A 20,922-nucleotide genomic window follows, 5' to 3' on the forward strand; every position below is an offset into this window, starting at 1 on the left:
TGAGCTGGCTGTGTTGTCATCTAAAAAGCAATATGCTCCCGTTTTGGCTCCTGGTGGCGTCGTCGCAGATGAAAACGTAATAGTAAACACCCTGCTCCACATCATTTCCATTGACCCTACCTGCCCAGTCATTGTTGTATGGTTTCTTTTCCAAAATGGCTCGTCCCCGGCGGTCGTAGATCACCACCTTACAATCCTGGTTGAACTCGACATTTTCGACGCTCCACACATCATCGATACCATCTCCGTTGGGTGAGAAGGACTTCATTGGCTGGGGAGATTCGTCCGGAATGACGATCAATGGGATACTGGCGGAGACCTCGCAAAGATTGGCATCAAGGGCAGTTACCACGTAGAGGTATTCTCTTTGGTTGGATGCATTCAAAACATCGCCAAACTCATAAGTGCCTGTAACAATCGGGTTGGCGATGGTTGGGTCATCCATGCCGGTTATCGGCGTCCAGTCAAGTATTTCAGAGGCACCAGTAACATTGAACTGAGTAGTGTCAAATTCATCTATAATGGACCTGTTCGACACGGCCGTTATAGAGTTTGAGGTATCGAAGTTTACGATGTCGACTGTGCTGGTGATAATACACTGAGCATCGTCAACAATTGTCAGAGTGTAGGTTCCGGGATCTATTACGCTAATAGCATTCCCTGTTTCTGAGGTACTCCATGCGTAGGACACAAAGTTGTCGGCTACTTCAAGACTCACTTCATTTTCAGGGCATTTCTCAACTCCGTCTGGTGTTTCGATCGACACAACAGGCACCGCCCTTACTTCGATTGATTTCGTGGCTGTGGTGACGCATCCGGCAATTTCATCGTAGCCGGTTGTCAGTTTTACTGAGGTAGTCCCGGCTGTTGCGAAGGTATTTGATGCGTTAGGGGTAGTGCTGTCTGTAGTTCCGTCACTAGTGAAGTCCCAGGCATAGTTGAGCGTAAGGCCGGCTTCTCCGGTAGATTCGGCGGTAAATTCGGTTCCTACATTCACACAAATGGCATCTACTGAAGTGAACTGAGTCGCCGGTACTGCTTTTTTTGTAAGTGTAGCCGCCGGGCTTGTCACTGCGCAACTTGTTACCGGGTCTGAAATTTTAATGGCATAAGCGCCACTAGCGCTAGCCGATAAAGATGTTGTCGTTTCGCCTGCTACATCCTGTCCATCGGCCACCCATTGGTAATTATATCCCGCAAAGGAAGCGGCTGAAAGAGCTACCGAAGCGTCTTCGCAAAAAAGACCTGTGCCCTCGAACCTGACGGCTACCGGAGGAAGACTTTTTATCTCAGCTCTCAGCTGGGTAGGAGGGCTCAGGCAGTCCGATGCCGTTACATAACGAAGGGTGTAGATTCCAGCCTTGGCGGGCTGAAAGTTGGCAACACTTAGAACCGCTTCGGTAGATGCAAAACCGTCGGGCCCAGTCCATTGGTAGGATTTTGCTCCAGCAATTGTACCATCAATTTGTAGTGTTTCCCCGGCGCAGATTGGCGCAGGGTCAACCACCCCGGGTGGAGTGGGTGGTGTTCCGGTAACGAGCAGTTGCGAAGAGTTGGCTGAATTAGCATCGCACGCTCCGTCGTTCGACTTGATATTGACCCTAATGAAGAGATTGCCCTCAGGCAGGCTCGACAGATTGAGAGATGAAGAAGTCTCTGCCTGGGCCGTAAATGGTCCGGAGGCACTGGAAGCGGTTTCCCACGTGTAGGTATGCCCGATGCTTTTTGTTGCCTCTACAGTGAAATCTGTGCCAGTACAAACAGTGGCACTGCTTGGCGTTATTGTTGGCGAAATACAATTTCTGTTGGCAATAACAATCAGCTCGTTGTTCGTTATGCCTGCTGCCAGCAAGTCGGGCTTTCCGTCGGCATTTACATCAGCAATCTTCACATTTCGGGTTGCGGTTCCGGCTGCGATGTTGAATCTATCGAAAGTGAGGCCGGTCGTCGACGTGTTGACAAGGGCGGTTACGTTGTTGCTGGTGGTGCTGGCCACCAGCAGGTCAAGCTTGCCGTCACCATTCAGGTCGCCAAGGTCAAGTCCCCAGGCACCCGACGATACACTAAATGAATTTGCCGCACCGAAGGCGATAGCACCGCCAACTTCGCTGGTTTGGTTAAGGATAACAGATACAGCATTGCTGACAATTTGTGTTGTGGCAATGTCGTTCAACCCGTCCCCATTTAAGTCGCCAACAACCAGGTTGGCAAGGTTGCCTGAAACCGGCAGGGTGACCGACGGGCCAAAGGCGATGGTACCGGCGTTGCTAATATTGGGCAACACAAAGATGTTAGCCTGCTGAAGTGCGCAAGCTACAATCTCAGGGAACCCGTCATTGTTTAAGTCCTTCACGTCCAGTCCGAATGATCGACTGCCGCCGATGCTGAATTGTGCGGGTTGAGCAGCAAAGCTGAGTGTGCCGACAGTAGACGTGTTTTTGAATGCATCTATTTGATTATCAACCTGATTGGAGGCAATTACCTCTGGTTTTCCGTCCCCGTCAAGGTCAATAATGGAGATACGACCTACATTCTTTCGGTTGCCTGAGCCGTCAGGAGGAAGCGTGAGCGAAATAGGCGCTGCAAAGCTTATGGCACCTACCGTACTTGTGTTGCGGAAAGCGAAAACTATATCACCCGGTGTTACACCGGCAATCGCTCTGGTCGCCAGCAAATCTGGCTTTCCGTCTCCATCCAAATCGCCACAGGCCACACTCAATGTTGGTTCATTGATGAGCAAGGAGGGCAAGTTTGCGGTGGTAAATGTAAGTGTTGAAATATCACTTGTGTTTCTGTAAACAGGCACTCTGGAAGCCTGGTCGTTGTTGTGTGAGCTTGCTGCATCAATTACCCCGTCACCGTCAAAATCACAGGCGCAGAGGTCGTACATGCCGTTTTGACCGGAAGCGAACTTCGCTGAGGCGTCGACTGCTGCTGCGAGAAATGAAGTGCCGCCAAAGCTCAAGGTGAAGAACTCCGATGAATAGCCGATGAGCCCATTAGTAAGGTTGGTTACCGATACATTGCCAAAGGTTGCATTGCCGGGAATCGTTACCTCAAGCAGGTTGGCTGAAGCATAGGTGACAGTGCCGACACCGGCACCGAATCGCACCTTGATGTTAGCTGCGGAAGTAGGGAAATTGATGCCCGAAATAGTGAGTTTATCGCCTGCCGCCGCCGTTGTTTTATCCAGATTTGTTATAAAAGGCCGTTGGGCCATCACGTTGAAAGCAAAGAACAGCAAACTGACTATCATTAACACAATCCGCCTCATATCCATTTTCCGATTTCTTACACTAAGATAAAGTCCCCCTGAACTCCAAGACTGCTTTGATGTCCACCTGATGGGGTTAGACGACAATTTAAAATGGCTATTAATCATCTTCATTATCATTTAACGGTAAATACCCATGTCTTGCTTAGTGTGGGGCTCTTTCTTAACCTGTCTCTTTCCTTTTCAGCCTGTGGCAAACTTTGTGAACTGTATATCTGCACGTAGTACAAGTTCTTGGGTGAATGATATCCTACCTGAGTAAAATAACCCTCATCGAGCAAGGTGTCACTATAGTTTTGGGCGTTGTCGAAACTGGCAAATGCGCCAACTATTACGTAATTGCCAGGGGCCATTTCCAAGAGGTTTCTGCCACTTCGTGGTGTTGGGGAGGTCGGAGTAGGCGCAGGCACGGTTTCAGTGCTTTCCACAATTCGAGGCGCAGCATTCACTCTGGTTACAGGCTCATATTGAACAAGTAATTCCTGGCTCCCGTCAGCATGAATTTTTTTCACAGTGAAGCCCATTTCTTTTTGCCCTGAACTTCCAACCCTAACCAATGGTTTCTCTCCGTCTTCAGCAATTTGCCACTGCTCACCGTTGGCTTTATCCGGTGCCGGCACCCAAATCGTCGATTCCTCCACGTCACCATTGGGTAGCGAGTTCCTGAATAAAAAGCCAACCTGGTCTTCTCCTTTGATTGTTCTTGTGGGGCGGGCACCGGTGTTACTCACGAGTTTAAAGTTATTGTTTGGATCAGTCTCCTCTTTTCTCCCTTGCACACCAATTTTCACGCCTTGCTTCCTAAGATCCTCTTTAAGGAGTGCCTCGCTCGAATAAGCAGGAGACCATACAGTAGACACCTTTGATGGGAGGCCAGGGCCAGAAACTCTCCACTGCAAGCCCACTTCTTTCTGTCCATTTGGAGCGGTTCGTTCTTCCACGTTGTCAATTGAGTTGACAAGCGACCACCTTTCCTCAGAGTTGAAATCAGCTACAGGAATAAAGCTTACGGTGTATTCGGTATTTCCTTGTGCATTTTTTCGGGAAAGCGTCACACCCTCTTGTTTTGTTCCGTTCAGCTCTCTCTCTATAGGAGCCCCCTCATTTTCGGAGACATAAGCCCAGTTTGTTGCTTTTGGTGCGGCGGCAACGTTGGAAGCGGGCTTAAGTGCTTCCTTTTTCACCACCGGCTCATATTCTACCATCAAGTCCTCAGTGCCATCGGGGTGGATTTGCTTAAGAATTACGCCAAGTTCTTTCTCTCCATTAGGGCCAATTCTTATCGCAGGCTTCTCGTTGGGATCCGCCAACTCCCACCTTTCGCCAGTATTTGGATCTGGCGCAGGCACCCACACAATAGTTTCCTCCACACTTCCGTCTGCCAAAGTATTTTTAAACACAAAGCCCACCTGCCTTTCACCATTAACCGTTCTTTCTGGCATAGTGGAGCGGCTGCTTGACAGCGCAAAATTGTGAGCAGCATCTGGATTCTGGCTGGCAGTCATGTCTACTCCAGAGGCTGCCATCCCAGTCTTCATTTCGGCCTCTGATGTGTAGACGGGCGACCAAATAACTTTGTCTTCTATGGAACCATCCTCGTGCTTCACACGCCAAAGTACACCAACTTCCTTTTGTCCATTGGCATTTACCCGCTCCTGTGCGGCTCCTGCATTGTTTACCAGCGACCATACTTCCTCTGACCCAAACTTCGCTTCAGGAATAAAGCTAACGATGAACTCCTTGTTTCCCTGGGCGTTTGTCCTTGTCAGCGTAACACCTTCTTCGGCTTGTCCGGCAGCATTCGTTCTTGAAATGGGCGCTCCGTTGTTTTCAGAAACGTATTGCCATGCAGAGGCTCCTGCTGGCTTCGTCTCCTCTACAGGTTTTTCAGGTGTGTCGTCAGCCAGAAGCGCACTCTTCTTCTCTTCCGGCTTTGTGTTGTTCAACGCCTGTAGCCTTTCTTCTTCACGCTTTTTCCTTGCCTCTTCGAGTGCCAATTGTCTGGCCGCCTCTTCATCTCTTTCCGCTTTTGACTTCGAATGGCTCTTTATGAAGGAAGAAACATGTTCAGCGTGCTCTTTTCTGGTTCCCAAATGAAGTCCCAGGTGTATTTCATGAGATCCGGTGGAGAAAGTTGCCAGGTCAGAAGAAGGCAAATCATAGGCATAGCCAACCGCCAGACGTTCCGCTATTTTTATACCTGCCAACCCCACAAAACCGGCATCTTGCCGATAGGAAGCACCCACCCACACAAGGTGCTTGATATGAAAGATGTTGGTGACTTCATATTGGCTATTGCCGACTCCTGAGTATTTATATAGTATGTGTGGCTCCCAGGCAAGGGCATCGTCAAAAAGACTTTGACGATAGTTGGCCTTGAATAATATGTTGTCGACAGGAGTAACCCTGACCGGACTCAGCGTTTTTTGACTGAGAACGTCGTGACTGATGAGGCTTGGCAGAGAAAAACCGGCATTGAACTTGCCAAAGTGATAAGTGACACCAAAGTCGCTCCTCATATAAAAATTATTGTCGAGAAGATTGACCAATGCAGGGTCGGCGCTGTTGCCAATGGCGTCCAAATCCACCGCATTGTTACCGGCACCTAGTGAAAGACCGAACCTTAAATAGTGTTTCCGGTCGAGAGGTAGCAGGTAGCCTCCAGTTACTCTGAATGAATTGTCTGTTAGCGGCCCTTGCCTGTCGGTGCTAATTTCTCCGCCTATGGCCAGCCGATTTTTCAGGGGTGTATGAAAAACTACATGTGAATATTGAGGAGCACCCTCTATACCAACCCACTGCTGGCGATGCATGAAAAATACTACCGTGTGGCCTTCAATACCTGCAAAAGCAGGATTGTAGAGGTAGGGATTCATGAAGAACTGGCTGTAAACAGGTACTTGCTGGGCTTCTGATAGAAAAGGTAAAAAACTCAGAAAAAGCCAAAGTATACGTTTTCTCATGTCAACGCTATTGGATAATATTACTATTCTTTTAAACCAGTTCTCAGTAGCGGGTCAAAAGCAGATAGAAAACAGAAATCGAAATTTATCAAAATTAATTTACAGCTGATAATAATCTTTACAGAACCGGCCTAAAAAAGGCAATTCAGAAAGAATAGAACTCATTTTTAACGCAAGCTAGCGAGATTTATTCTTATAGTAAAATTTCAACTTCAAATTAGATTTTTTTAATTTGAGAGTAAAAATCTGTTTTTAAACCCTAAATTTCGGATAATTGAATAAATCGCCTTCAGGGTTTTCTATGACAAGAACCTCATTTGTTATTCTATTTACTTTATTTTTAAGTAGTTATCTGGTAAAAGGCCAAATATTGACCGGCCCAAAGGTTGGGCTCAACCTCTCCACCATGCACTTCGATGAGAAGCAATATACCCGTGATTACGAGACTGTGTGGAGACCGGGGTTTAGTGGCGGATGGGTTTTCAACTATTCAGCTTCCAAGTCGACTGTATGGTCCTTCCACGGAGAATTGTATTATTCCACAAAAGGGAGGACTATTCAAAAACGAGGGTTGGATTACGTGAAGAACGTAACACGCTTCCATAATATTGATATGCCAGCCATGTTCAGGGGCACCTTTCAATTGGGATCGCTCAAATGGTACTTGAATGCTGGCCCCGCCCTGAGCTACTGGGTGTATGGAAATGGTCAGATATCGTCATCCGAACTTGATGAAGGGAAGGTGGGTACAGTGAATTATCACTATGATTTCACGAAATATGACACACCACGGCCGGAGGAACGAGACTATCCGATCGCAAACGGTATCATAGAAGTGCCAAATGCCAACAGGCTGCAGGTAGGGCTTAGTTTTGGCGGTGGTTTTGAGTTTCCGGTGTTGGAGGATCAAATTGTGCAGCTTGATTTCAGGTACAATATGGGCCACACCAATATTGGGGAAAAAGAAGATAACTTCTTTGGTCTGAATAAGTACAAAGAGAATTTTGAAGGGTCAAACCGGAACATTGAGATATCACTGGCGTTTTTGTTGGACTACAATACACAGCTTAGGAAAAAAGGCCGCAGCACAAGTAAAGTAAAATAGTATGAGAATAAGTGAATTTGAGTTTGACGAAAAGAGCATTGAGAAAGTGAAAGGGGAGATGAAAGCTCTGAGTTCCACTTATGTTATTAATGAAACAGAAGACAACTCTGATGACTATCTGGAGTTTTTCTTCGTCGGCAAGCATAATGGTGAAGAGGTACTTTTTGACACTGCCTTGTACACACTGCAACTACATCACGAAAGTGAGTTATATGATGAAGCTGAAAAGCAAGCCATGAAGAGATTCCCCGAGTACAGGGACTTGGTCAATAGGGGAGTAGAAATCCGTGAAGGCATGCTGCCAGCCAAACTTGAAGAAGAAGTTGGCATTTTTATTACTGAGACGATGCTTGATCTTGAAGAAGAGGAGTCGGTAAAGGTGAAAGAGCACATGGAGCTGGACGAAGAGCTTGAAGCCCGTGTAGGAATCGACGTCTGTCTCAACGTCGACAAAGTTACTCCTGCAGTGGTCGAAAAGTTCATCAGCGATTTTAACGCCGGTCAGCTCCGGCTTGATCCCACACTTTACAGTTTTGAGTCGGACGAAAACGACGACTAAATAGAAGGCGGCGGTATGCTTCGAGTGGCCTGGTCAAAAGCGTACAACCACCGGCTACCTGACAAGCACAGGTTCCCGATGATGAAGTATGAGCTGCTTCCGGAACAACTCATTTACGAGGGCACTATCAAAGAAGATCAATTGTTTGCTCCCGGGCTCCTCCAAATAGAGCAAATCCTAAGAGCACACGACGCCGACTACTGGCGGAGGTTAAGCAGCCAGAGCCTTTCCGCTGCAGAAATAAGAAAAACTGGTTTTCCGCACTCTGAGTCACTTATTGAGCGAGAGACAAACATTGCTGCCGGAACCGTTGAATGCTGCCGCTTTGCTTTACAGTATGGTGTGTCATTCAATGTAGCCGGAGGCACGCACCATGCCTTTACCGATAGGGGAGAGGGTTTCTGTTTGTTGAACGACATGGCCATTGCTGCCAGCGACCTGCTGGCAAATTCACTTGCATCAAAAATCCTGATAATTGACCTGGATGTTCATCAGGGCAATGGAACCGCTCAAATATTTACCGGAAACAAACAGGTGTTTACGCTAAGCATGCATGGTGCCAGAAACTATCCAGCCAAAAAGGAGCAGTCCAGTCTCGATATTGGCCTGGCCGACGGTACTGACGATAAGCTATACCTTAAAATACTCGAGGCGAACCTTAAGAGCGTTTTGGATGACTTTCAGCCGGATTTTGCATTTTATCAGGCTGGCGTTGATGTGCTGGCCACTGATAAGCTGGGTAGGCTGGCCTTGAGCCAGTCGGGGTGCAAAGAAAGGGATCGGTTGGTTTTGCAGCTTTGCCGAGAATGTAGGCTTCCAGTGGTAGTGACCATGGGAGGCGGTTATTCTGAGAAAATCAATGACATTGTGGAAGCCCATGCCAATACCTTCAGGCTTGCTCAGGATATTTACTTTTGACAAACGCTTACAATTTTGCCAGGAAATAGCTTAATTCAATCATGAACGAGCGCAAGCTATTCAGAGAAAGCGTTTTTATCACACTTGCTTTTGTAGGAGTACTGTGGTGCGTCAAGTCATGGGAGTATGCCACGTCTGTTGATTTGTCCTTTCTTGGTATATACCCACGGACTCTGAAAGGTTCTCTGGGCATTGTGACATCTCCATTTATCCATGGCGATATTCAGCACCTGCTCTCCAATACTTTTCCTCTTGCGATCCTTGGAGTAGGGCTTTTTTTCTTCTTTAGAAAGATAGCGCTCGAGGTTTTTGTGATTGTGTACTTTTCAACCGGTTTTTGGGTATGGACAACAGCCCGGCCGGCTTTTCACATCGGCGCCAGCGGCATTATTTACGGCTTGGTTTCTTTCCTTTTCTTTTTTGGCCTCATCAAGCGTGATGCGAGGTCGCTGGCGGTGAGTATGATAGTCGTTTTTCTCTACCACGGCCTGTTTGCAGGCATTTTTCCTTTTTCGGATCAGATAAGCTGGGAATCCCATCTTTTTGGCGGCTTATCGGGGCTTTTTTGCGCCATCCATTTCAGAAACAAGAGTGTTACGGAAGAAGCATTAGCGGTAAACCAGGCAATTCAGCATGATGACATTACCGAGGAAGGCCAAGCCAATGGTGGAGTTGAGATGCCTGGTGCTGTGGCCGACCAGGTTCAAATACCTCCCAGTCTTTTGATAAGATTCACAAATTCGACTAAAAACGAAGAAGACGCCGCCGACGATATTATCTCATTGCATTAGCCATTGCCGTTCAAATAGTTTCCATATATTTGCCGCTTCTTAATCAAAACTAGAGCGTGAAAAATCTATCCACTGTACTTAGTGTCGTCCTTTTAGCAGCAGTTGCTGTGTTGTTTTATCTGGTGCTTAGCAATAAAAGTGCATCTTCAGATCCTGAGGTAGCTAGTCTTGATTCTTCCATTGACAGAATCAGTGGCGACCTTTCGATTGCCTACGTGAACTCAGATACACTGCTGAGCAAATATGAATATTTCAAGGATATAAGCAGTGATTTGGAAAAAAAGAGGGCGAAATTGGAGTCTGAATACAGGAACCGGGCGGAAGGTCTTCAAAGAGAAATACAGAATTTCCAGAACACAGCTCAGAACATGACAATGAACCAGGCCAGGGCTAAGGAGGAGGAACTCACTGTGAAACAACAAAACCTCTACCAGTATCAGCAAACCTTGGGTCAGCAGTTGGTTGAAGAAGAAACCAAGCTTAACGAGCAACTTTATAATGCGGTGAGTGGGTACCTGTCGGAATTTAGTGGAAGTAACAAATACCATCTTGTGTTGACGTATACGAAGGGTAGCGGCGTTCTTTATGCGGACAAAAGACTTGACATTACCGATGAAGTGATAAAGGGTTTAAATAAGAGCTACCTTCAATCGAAGGGTGTGATCCCAACCGATAAAACAGATTCGACGGGCGTCACCAAATAGACGTAATCTTTTAAATAATACTTTTTTTTAGAGCCAATTGGCTGTTGTAATATTTTTATGTAGAATTGTAATTGTATTTGTTGGCTATTTTTTGGACGCTGCCCTGTGAGCCAACATCTTATTGGTTGTATGTTTCCTTAAGACGATTTTTTTTGGTACTTTGGCAGTATTCTGGTGCATTCTGTGCGCCGGAAATGTCAACCTAACTATACTGATACGTGCTGCAGGCTTTCTTAAAATTTTTAGGAGGTGAGCCAGGCGAGGAGAAGCAAATGTGGCTGCTCCTTGGTAAAGGCTTTTTTATGGGTATCTTCCTGGCTACCTACACTGTAGGCGCAGAAACACTGTTCATCAGCCGAATGGGAGAAGATCTGTTAGGCATCGCCTTTTTTACTGGTGGGTTCCTGGGGATCGTAAGTACAATTGTTTTTGTTTCTCTACAGCGCAACATTAACTTCTCCAGCCTTGCCATTACCAATACTTTCTTAATCCTGGCGTATGTCACCTTGCTGAGAGGAACGTATGAGTTTTACGACAGTCCATGGATTTCCTTTGCTTTTTTTGTGATGATGGGTCCTATAACAGCAGTTACACTGCTGACTTTTTGGGGTGTCTTCGGTAGAATGTTCAATCTGCGGGCTTCGAAGAGAATAATGGGAGGAATCGATACAGGTCAACTTCTGGCCACTTGCCTCGCTTTCTTTTCCATTCCGGGTTTAAGGAGGCTACAGTTGATAAATGATACAACCGATTTGTTGTTCATTTCCATTGCAGGTGCCTTCGGTATTTTTATCTTCACTCTTCTTATAGTAAAAAATTACAACCTTGACGGTGCCACTAAAAAGGTTTCCAGGGAGAAGCCTGACACCAGCTATTCCGACCTTTTCAAAAGCAAGTACCTGGGGTTGTTATCATTGTTTTTGGTTTTCTCAGCATCAGCAAACGTATTTGCTGAGTATAGCTTTTATGAGTCGGTGAATGTTATGTACCCGAACGAAACCGAACTCTCCAACTTTTTATCGTTCTACGACGGATCCATTATTGTCATCAGCTTCATTATTCAGAGCTTTCTTAACGACCTTATCATAGGGAAATTTGGACTGAAGGTTTCGCTCATGGTTATGCCTATCGTACTCGGAGGACTAACGATTGGGGCCATCGTATCCGGGCATATTTTTGGATTCGAGGTGAAGAATGAAGAGTACATTTTGTTTTTTCTTTTTACCGGACTTGCCAGGCTTTTGACCGCCTCCCTGAAAGATGCTTTGGAAAATCCGGCTTTTAAGATATTCTTCCTGCCTCTGGATATTAAAATCCGGTTTGATATTCAATCCAGGATTGAAGGGGTAGTGAATGAATTTGCTGCACTCATCTCAGGCGCTGCCTTAATTGGTCTGGGCTTGCTTAGTTTCTTTAAGTTAATTCACTTTTCATACATCATCATATTTTTGGCGGTTGGCGTCATCTATGTTGCTGTGAAGCTCTACGATGAGTATAAGGGAACACTGAAAATTACTTTGACAAGGCAAAAGGAAGCACTGGGATCCAAAGGCAAGAAGAATGAGAATAGTACAGTTAATGTGCTTCAGAGAGAATTTGATGAGCACAATGCAGAAAGTATTATTTTGTCGATGAAGCTATTCGAAAAGTTGGAGCCGATTGAATTCAGAAAAATTCTGGTGGAAACGCTCAAGAGCCCTCATTCGGAGGTGCGGAAATATGCTTATGCCAAGTGCAGGCAGGTAAATAACTTTGAGAAGCTGGCAGAAATCAAAAAACTGGCATCCTATGAACAAGAGGAGGAAATACGGAACCTGGCGATAGAAGTAATTGCGTTCTTGCAACTGGCTGAAGACTACAAGCTGAACGAGGTTAGCATCAGAAAGCTGGTGAGGTCTGTTAATATGGAAGATCGGGTATTCGCTGCTCAGGTTTTGGCGAAATTGGATGACGAAAAGTATATCCCGTTGCTTGTGGAGCTTGCCAGAGATATCAACGTTAACGTAAGGACAGCTGCCATCACCAGCGCTGGAATCAATAAGTGGCCCGAGCTTTGGCCCATTATGATTGAGAACCTTCATGTGCCCGTTTATTCCAATGTTGCTAAGGCGGCATTAATCGCTGGCGGAGAGCCAACATTGCACACTGTAGATACTGCCTTTTATAAAACAGGACAACAAGCTAGCACAATGTTTCGGGTTGTGCAGATTCTCGGGCGTATTGGGGGGCCTGAGGGGGTTGAGCGTCTATGGAAAAAAATTGACTTCCCGGACAAGGCTATCGTTTCAGAGATCTTACTATCACTTAGTTATATAGGCTACCATGCCAAGGACTTTCAGGCAGCCCGGATTAAGATTCAAATTGAGGCAGAAATTGGTGACCTGGCCTGGAACATAAAAGCGCTCACCGAAATACCTAAAGAAAATGAAACTGACCATCTTCTTATTCAGGCAATCGAAGAGGAGAACGCCCAAAACTATGATGATATTTTCATGCTTTTGGCCCTTATCTACGACTCTCAGGCAGTTGAGCTTGTTAAAGAGAATGTCAGTGTAGGTACCAGCGAAAGCGTTACGTTCGCCGTAGAAATGCTCGATATTATCCTCGAGGATGAATTGAAACCCAAGTTGTTCCCCGTTTTCGACGAACTCAAGCCCCACGACAGGCTGGGTCAGCTGAATGACTTTTACGCTCCTGAGGCTTTTAGCAGTTATGAAGACTTGCTCCTTTCCATAGTCAACAGGGATTACAACCATATAAGCAGGTGGACGAAGGCAGTTGCATTGTACAGGTTGTCCATGATCGATGAATCCAAGGTGTCGGCGGATCTTATCGCCAATCTTTTCAACCCTGATAGGCTCATACTTCAAACATCTGCCTGGATCATTTACCAAAAAGACAAGGCGGAGTATCAGCGTCACACCAGAAGGATACGGCCGGGTGTTAAGAAAGACCTGGATAGGGCCATAGTGCCGCCAACATTTGTTGAGACGGAAGAGGATTTGCACATGAAGATGCTGCTCATTGAGAAAGCTGTGTTTGTGAAGGGATTGGATTTATTCAAAACAATCCCTGGCTCGGTGTTAACGGACGTGGTAGACGCCTCCGAAGAAGTAAGAATGAAGGAGGGTGTAACCTTCATTAGCAAAGGAGATAACGGCAATGCACCAATTTACATTATTGTAAAGGGGAGTGTGCTTGAACAAGACGACAATGGGCGCCAGAGAACACTCGGCAGTAGAGATGTGATCGGCTTCAACAAATTAGTTGAGACAGACCAATTTGAATACAACTATACAACGACCAGCGAGGTGATCTTTTTGACTATTTCAATGGAGGCTCTTTTCGATTTGATGAGCAAAAATATTGAGATGGTTGAGGCAACACTCTTGTCGGTAAAGGATTCTGACCAGATCGAAGCAGAAGATGAAGTGATGGATGAAGAAAGACTGTTGCTTTTTAGTCAATAGTAAGACAATATTTATAGAGTTTTTAAAAGGAATATGAGATTTTGACCTGAAAAAAATGGCAGTTGGAAAAGAAATTCTAATCAGTTTTTCCTCAGAAGATAACCATCCAAGGATAGCGGGCGACAGGGGCTGGGTGACAAGCTTTTGTAAGTTCCTTACCACCCTTCTTACACAAATAATGAAGGAGGAACCTCATGTGAGAATGATAGACGAAAGTCAGCAGGATCCTGGTGAAATTGAGAAAGCAGCTGTTTTGATTGCCATATTGTCAAATAACTTCAAGGCAGACGGCAAACTGGTAAAGGGCATTTCTCACTTTGGTGTTAAGGCCACCGAAGATAAAAACCTGAGCGTTGCCGGGAAGGCAAGAATGTTTAAGGTATTAAAGCATCCTGTGGAAATTGACAGTGTCCTGCCCGAGTATGAGGAGATTTTGCCCTACGATCTGTTTCAGATTGATCCAATGACTGGAGAGGCACAGGAGTACACAAGGTATTTTGGATCCGAAGCGGAGAGAAGCTACTGGCTGAAACTGGTAGATATGTCATACGACATTTTCCAGATTCTTGACAAACTTGGATCAACCAAGAAGGCCACAAAGGACATAGTTCCCAAAGAGCGTACCGTTTACCTGGCGAGCACTGGTGTTGACATTCTTATTCAACGAGACATTATTAAAAGAGAGTTGTTGCGCCATGGCTACAGGGTGTTGCCGGAGCAGTCGCTCCCCAAGGAAGCCAAGCTCCTCGAAGCGATGGTAAAGTCAGATTTGGAAAAGTGCCGTTTGTCGATTCACTTGATTGGTGAGGATTATGGTTACAAGCCAAAGGGCTCTGACCTTTCGATTGTAGATATACAGAACAAGATAGCATCGGAATATGTGCTGAAGGTAATCGAGCACAACAGTAAAAGTGCCGACAGAGAGCCTTTTTCGAGGCTGATCTGGCTTTCACCTGACATGGTCAATGTGTCGGAGAGGCAAAAGATTTTTATTGAGGACTTAAAGTCCGATGCCGCTGCTGTTGAAGAAGCCGAGGTGCTGCAAATTACCCTGCAAGAACTTAAATCCATTGTAAGGGAGGAACTGCTTACGGGGGGAAGGTTCAAAACCAGAGATCATTACGCCAGAGAGGATGAGGATAGCAAAGGAGGCAAAATGATTTATCTCATTTGCGATAAATCGGATGCTGAGGCAGCTCAGCCCATTGCGAAGGCACTTACAGCTAAAGGATGCGAGGTGATGACATCGCTTTTTGATGGTGACCTGATTGACTTACGCTATCTGCATCAGGAAAACCTGAGACGCTGTGATGCATCGCTGATATATTTCGGTAAAGCCAATCACCAATGGATTAAAGCCAAACTTCAGGATCTTTTGAAGGCGCCTGGATTTGGCAGAATTAAGCCTTTGAAGGCAAAGGCAATTTATGTAGCAGGGGAGGCCAAGGTAAAAGCTGAGGAATTTAAAGAGGAAGGTACCCTGATTTTAACCGGTAACGGCGAATTTAAGGCCGATTCACTGAAACCATTCCTGGAAAAAATTGAAAAGTAAATTATGAGTGCTAGCAACCTTACCCCCAATGAGTCCGATGGAAGACCTGAACAGGTTTCCACAGGAGCCGTAACGAGAGGCGACACCACAACTCTCTTCAATCCGTTCCCTGGCCTTCGGCCCTTTGGCGTGGAGGAATCTCACCTTTTCTTTGGCCGTGAAGGCCAGAGTGACGAAGTGCTGGTAAAGCTGGCAGAAAACCGGTTTTCTGCGGTGCTGGGATCTTCAGGAAGCGGTAAATCGTCATTGATGTATTGTGGATTGATTCCAACGCTCTATGGCGGATTCATGACACAGGCAGGCTCCAACTGGAAAATTGTGGTGTTGCGACCGGGCGGGGGGCCGATCGACAACCTGGCTGAGTCGCTGGTAGAAAAGGACGACGAATATGCAGGACTGGAAGAAGAAGAACGGCTGATAAGAAAGACAATCACCGCTACTGTTCTTAGAAGCAGTTCGCTCGGATTGGTTGAAGCAGTAAAGCAATTGAAAAAATCGGAAGATGAGAATATCCTGATCCTTGTCGATCAGTTTGAGGAACTTTTCCGGTATAAGAAGACTGAAAGCATGACGTCGTCTCAGGACGAGTCCTCTGCGTTCGTGAACCTTTTGATGGAGGCAGTGCACCAGTTTGATGAGCCCATTTATGTCACCATCACTATGCGTTCAGACTTTATCGGTGAATGCGCTGTTTTTCCTGAGTTGACTCAGATGATCAACGACAGCCACTATCTGATTCCTCAAATGACAAGGGACCAGAAAAGGCTGGCGATTGAAGGCCCGGTGGCCGTGGGCGGGGGCACCATAGCACCTCGTTTGGTACAGCAGCTGTTGAACGACGTGGGAGACAACCCCGATCAGCTGCCCATCTTGCAGCACTCGTTAATGCGTACCTGGTCATTCTGGGCCGACAATCACAGGGAAGCCGAGGCAATGGACATTAGGCATTATAATGCCATCGGTACCCTGAAGGAAGCCTTGTCGCAGCATGCCAACGAGGCCTACGACATGCTTTCCAAACGGGAAAAGCAGATTTGCGAAACCATGTTCAAGGCGCTTACCGAGCGTGGTTCTGAAAACCAGGGGATAAGAAGGCCAACCAAGCTAAGCGTCATCGCATCCATTGCCGGTGTAACCGAGGATGAGGTGTACCGGGTGGTCGATAAATTCCGGGAGCCGGGCAGGTCTTTACTGATGCCACCTCATGGCAAACAGCTCGAATCTGAGACTGTAATTGATATTTCGCATGAAAGCTTGATGCGCATCTGGACGAGGCTGAAGTCATGGCTGGATGAGGAAAGCCGTTCAGCAGAAATGTACCTTAAGCTGTCTGAATCGGCCGGAAGATACCAGGAAGGACGGGCCGGTCTGTGGAAAATGCCCGACTTGCAACTGGCACTCAACTGGCAGGAGGAGAACAGGCCTACGCTGGTGTGGGGTCAAAGGTATAACACAGCTTACGAGCGCACGATTGTGTTCCTTGAGACGAGCAAGCGAGCCTACGAAACCGAGCAAAGAAACAAAGAGCTTCTACAGAAGAGGCAGATACGCCGGTCCAGGATCTTTGCACTTGTGCTGGCTGGTGCTGCGCTGGTGTGTATTTTTATGATGATTTATGCGTTTATTTTGGCGGCTGAAGCGACCAAACAGACAGTCATAGCCGAACAACAGGCTGAGTTAGCACAGAAAAATGCCGATGAGGCTCAAATCCAATCGGAGGCAGCCCAGAAGTCCGCAAAAGAGGCTAACGATCAACGGGAAAAGGCCGAGATAGCCACGACCCAGGCGATTGAACAAAAAAACGAAGCAGATCAACAAAGAAGAAATGCGGAGGCTGCCACATTACTGGCTGAGGCTGCCAGAAAGGATGCAGTGATTGCACAAGATGAAGCCGTAAAGCAAGCAGAGATTGCCAACGAGCAAAAGGATCTTGCCACCGCTGCCAGAGTACAAGCGGACGAAGCGAGGAAAAATGCGGAAGATCTTCGTTACCAGGCCATTGCCCAGTCGATGGCGATTAAAACAGCTCAGGTAAAGGACACCACACTAAAGACATTGATTGCCATGCAAGCTTTCAACTTCTTTAGAGAGTACAGTGACAAACCTTACAACGGAGACATTTATGAAGGTTTGTACAACGCATGGAAAGGAGAAGAGGGAGAGAATGTAGTTAAGTGGGCTGGTCATACAGCTGGCGTAAGATCAGTGGTCTTTAGCAAGGACGGAAAAATCATGTATTCTGCAGGTGCCGATGGTAGGGTTTTGCGATGGGATATGACCAATGATAAAAGGGAGGGGATAGATTTACTTCCCAGGCCCAATTCCTCAGTCAACAGAGTGGTCGCTGTTAGCCCTGATGAAAGGTACGTGGCCGTGGGCAACGATGCACCCGATAATAATATTCAACTGATTGACCTTCGAAACCCGGATAGCCCCAAATTTTTGAAGGGACACAATGGTATCGTGAACGACCTTGTGTTCTTTCCAGACGCCAGTGGTTTTGTTTCGGTGGGAGTTGATGGAAGTATTAAAAAGAGCGATTTTGCTACATTCACTTCAATAGCTACACCTGGCGGGAAGATCGAAAAGATAGCAATTAGTCCGGATGGTAAGGTACTTGCTGCTGGCAGCGTTGACGGCAGCATATTGCTCTATGAATTATCAAACAACAATTTGCTTGCAACTCTTAACGTAAAAACCGAGTCTCCGGTGACGTCACTTGCCTTTAGTGGAAATGGGCAATACCTGGCTTTTGGCGATTTGGCGGGTAAAATTACTATTCAGGATATTATTGCAAAGAAAACCCTGGCAGAGTTAAATGGACACGAAAGTAAAGTAGCGGATTTACGCTTCAACAATCTGAATACATTACTAGCGTCTGCAGGCTGGGATGGTACAGCCAAGCTTTGGGTGATGAAAGACATCTTTGACTTGCCCATTACTTTGAGGGATCACGGGAAATATGTTAACTCTGTTTCATTCTCTCCCGATGGTCACAAATTGGCAACAGCATCCTTTGATAATTTTGTTCGGGTTTGGCCCACCCGACCAGATGAAATAGCTGACAAGCTTTGCCCTGATGTTGACAGAAATATGAATCAAACGGAGTGGAATCAATATGTAGGCGGTGATATCGAGTACGAGATTACGTGTATAGATTATCCAAGTGGGGTTGAAAACAAATAGTATGAACCGAAAATTTAGTTTTTGCTGTCTATGGGTGACAGTAATGTGTGTCTTTTCAGCTATAACTGATGCAAGTGCTCAAACAACGGAGTGTACTCAGAAGCTGGCAAATGCGCAAGCGAGGTTTGATATAGGTAATCTACCTGGAATTCCGGAGGATCTAAAAGGTTGTATAGACTCGAAGAGCTTTTCTCCAGAACAGTCAATTCAAGCTCATAAGTTGATCACTTTGGTATACCTCTATCAGGATGATCAGGAAAGCGCTGACATTTGGATGGCTAAGCTCCTGGCCGTCGACCCTGAACATAAGCTCGACCCATCTGCCGACCCCAACGAAATAATCTTACTGAAGGAAAAATTTCTTTATAAACCTATTTTCAGGGTCAGTCTATCTATTTCTGGTAATCAGTCGACATATAGGGAGCTTACGAAATTTGGCCCCGGAAATTTGGAGTTCGATAAGGTAACGGCATCTCCGGGGATCGGTTTGGGAGGTTCAGCGCTGCTGGAGAGAGAGGTGTATCCCGGCGTTGATGTTGGAACAGGTATCTCTTTTCTAAGTCGTAGCTTTTCTATTGAGAAAGAGTTGGTTTATGCTATTAATAAAATGACAGTGGAGGAAGCCGAGTCATGGCTTGAATTGCCTTTGTTTTTGAAATATACCTACTATGGGGACGGCGACAACAAATGGAATCCATATGTGCTTGCTGGTGGGTCTTTGGGGTATATACTAAGTGGTAAGCTAGGTAGCCCTGAGCGATCCAATGAAGGAGCAAGCGTGACGGTTGGATCAGTTGATTTGGTTGCTCTTGAGCAAAGGAACAAGTTTAATTACTCGGCCATGATAGGTTTAGGAGCCAAGATTAGGCTAAAGACCCATTTTTTTTTCTTGGAAGCCAAATACGTATATGGGCTGTCTAATCTAGTTAACGACGATAACCGATTTGCAGGTAGTTTAGAAACGTTATACTTACTTGGTTACGTAGACAGCAACTTTAGTCTGAATGGGCTGATGGCCACTTTTGGTTATCAAAGGTCAATTTACAATCCCAGAAAAATAAAAAAATAAGCTGAACCACCGATGATGAAGAGAAGATTATTAGACTTGATGTTGTTGGGCGCCTTTACGTTCGGTTGCACTCCAGATCAATCCAGCCTTCCTGAGCCAGATAAGATATTTATTAAGTACTATGGAGGTGCAAAGAGCGATGAGGCTGCTGATTTTTTGGTGGATGAGGAGGGAGATCTTCGCTACATCATTTTTGCAGCGAGTAACAGCGAAGAAATAGTTGGTGAGAGGGGAGCGAGTAACACTGATTTTGTTTTGATTTTTGCTGACAAGGCAGGTAATCAGATTAATTCCATTAGGTCTTATTTTCCAGACACGGGGGGTGAGAGTGTCGTATGTAAGCCAAAAAGAATTATCAAAGCTAACGCAGGTGGCTTTGTGATGGCAGGAACTATTGAGTATGGAGGACAGAGCGATATGTTTGTTGCGAAGGTGGATGCTGATGGTAATTTGATTGGTACGCCATGGTTCAATAACAGTGCTCAAGTAGAAGTGGCGAATGATATTGTGGAGATCAGTGATGGTTTTTTAGTAGTGGGCTCTATTGGAACGGGTAATTCGAAGGATGCTTTGATGGTCAAACTTGGATTGAGTGTGGAAGAGGTGATTTGGACAAAGGAAGATGGCTATGCCAATGTTTCTGACGAGGGTATTTCGCTGGTGCCAACCCAAAATGGAAATAGGGCACTGATGATAGTAAATACTAACCAAGCTATAGATTCAGAGGGTGGTGTGCCAAATGGGAATTTGGCAGTCTACGACTTTGAAACGAATACTGCACAGGCACCGAATCCCGGGTTGCTTGGTCTTCTTGGTCTTGAGGAACTCAATGAGGTGGCAGTTCGAGTGAGGAAGATTTCTGATAGGGAGTTTTACATAGTTGGTAACTCAGTAGGCGTTAATTCTACGGTAACCAAACCGTTTTTTTTAAGATTTATTAACAGCTCGTCCTCGGCAAATATTGTTACCAATAGCATTTTCGATGAACTGGCCGGAGTAACTGTGGAAGATGTTTCTCGCACAGCAAAAGGCGATTTCCTGATTGTTGGAAGTGGGGTTGTTAATTTAAGTAATGGGCTCCAAATGCTCCTTTGTAAATTAGATCCTTTCGGCGTGTTGGACAAAGGGTTTGGTAGTGGCGGGAGCGGTTTTCCGGCATACCAGTTTGGGTCATTGGGTGATGAGAGTGGAGCAGCTGTTTCTGAGCTTCCTGATGGTGGGATTGGCTTACTCGGCACAATTGCACTTGACAATAATGCTAATACACTTATTGGACTCATCAAAACCAATAGAAATGGAGTATTGAGAAAATAATTGTACAATTCCATTAT

At 46.0% G+C, this 20,922-nt stretch carries 12 protein-coding genes; 10 read left to right on the forward strand and 2 right to left on the reverse strand.

What is annotated here, in order from left to right; all coding sequences use genetic code 11:
• Positions 1-16 precede the first annotated feature (16 nt).
• Together RT717_RS09250 and RT717_RS09255 are read right to left on the reverse strand one after the other, a co-directional pair.
• A complete protein-coding gene (locus tag RT717_RS09250) occupies positions 17-3,280 on the reverse strand; it encodes an FG-GAP-like repeat-containing protein (protein ID WP_317491451.1) in 3,264 nt (1,087 codons plus the stop codon).
• Positions 3,281-3,390: 110 nt separating this feature from the next.
• Positions 3,391-6,237: a PorP/SprF family type IX secretion system membrane protein gene (locus RT717_RS09255; protein WP_317491452.1), complete on the reverse strand. Its 2,847-nt coding sequence runs from the start codon at positions 6,235-6,237 to the stop codon at positions 3,391-3,393.
• A gap of 301 nt (positions 6,238-6,538) precedes the next feature.
• Here RT717_RS09255 and RT717_RS09260 point away from each other — a divergent pair, with 301 nt between their 5' ends.
• The 10 genes from RT717_RS09260 to RT717_RS09305 all read left to right on the forward strand — a co-directional run bounded on the left by RT717_RS09260 (position 6,539) and on the right by RT717_RS09305 (position 20,905).
• Positions 6,539-7,342 carry a porin family protein gene (locus RT717_RS09260; protein ID WP_317491453.1) on the forward strand — a complete coding sequence of 268 codons (804 nt, stop codon included), beginning with the start codon at positions 6,539-6,541 and terminating at the stop codon, positions 7,340-7,342.
• 1 nt (position 7,343) lies between these two features.
• On the forward strand, positions 7,344-7,901 hold the full coding sequence (locus tag RT717_RS09265) for a hypothetical protein (protein ID WP_317491454.1): 558 nt from the start codon (positions 7,344-7,346) through the stop codon (positions 7,899-7,901).
• 15 nt (positions 7,902-7,916) lie between these two features.
• A complete protein-coding gene (locus tag RT717_RS09270; protein ID WP_317491455.1) occupies positions 7,917-8,819 on the forward strand; it encodes a histone deacetylase family protein in 903 nt (300 codons plus the stop codon).
• Between the two features lie 41 nt (positions 8,820-8,860).
• Positions 8,861-9,610: a rhomboid family intramembrane serine protease gene (locus RT717_RS09275; RefSeq protein WP_317491456.1), complete on the forward strand. Its 750-nt coding sequence runs from the start codon at positions 8,861-8,863 to the stop codon at positions 9,608-9,610.
• Positions 9,611-9,666: 56 nt separating this feature from the next.
• Entirely contained in the window at positions 9,667-10,314 is a 648-nt protein-coding gene (locus RT717_RS09280) for an OmpH family outer membrane protein (protein ID WP_317491457.1), read from the forward strand.
• 218 nt (positions 10,315-10,532) lie between these two features.
• Complete coding sequence (locus RT717_RS09285; RefSeq protein ID WP_317491458.1) at positions 10,533-13,784, forward strand: HEAT repeat domain-containing protein; 3,252 nt, start codon at positions 10,533-10,535, stop codon at positions 13,782-13,784.
• A 55-nt stretch (positions 13,785-13,839) separates the two neighbouring features.
• Positions 13,840-15,336 carry a DUF4062 domain-containing protein gene (locus RT717_RS09290; protein ID WP_317491459.1) on the forward strand — a complete coding sequence of 499 codons (1,497 nt, stop codon included), beginning with the start codon at positions 13,840-13,842 and terminating at the stop codon, positions 15,334-15,336.
• A 3-nt stretch (positions 15,337-15,339) separates the two neighbouring features.
• Entirely contained in the window at positions 15,340-18,522 is a 3,183-nt protein-coding gene (locus RT717_RS09295; RefSeq protein ID WP_317491460.1) for an nSTAND1 domain-containing NTPase, read from the forward strand.
• A gap of 220 nt (positions 18,523-18,742) precedes the next feature.
• The gene (locus RT717_RS09300; RefSeq protein ID WP_317491461.1) at positions 18,743-19,591 is read left to right on the forward strand and encodes a porin family protein; all 849 of its coding nucleotides are present in this window, start codon (positions 18,743-18,745) and stop codon (positions 19,589-19,591) included.
• Between the two features lie 12 nt (positions 19,592-19,603).
• A complete protein-coding gene (locus RT717_RS09305; RefSeq protein WP_317491462.1) occupies positions 19,604-20,905 on the forward strand; it encodes a hypothetical protein in 1,302 nt (433 codons plus the stop codon).
• The last annotated feature ends 17 nt before the right edge of the window (positions 20,906-20,922 follow it).

The organism is Imperialibacter roseus (assembly GCF_032999765.1).
Classification (GTDB): domain Bacteria; phylum Bacteroidota; class Bacteroidia; order Cytophagales; family Cyclobacteriaceae; genus Imperialibacter; species Imperialibacter roseus.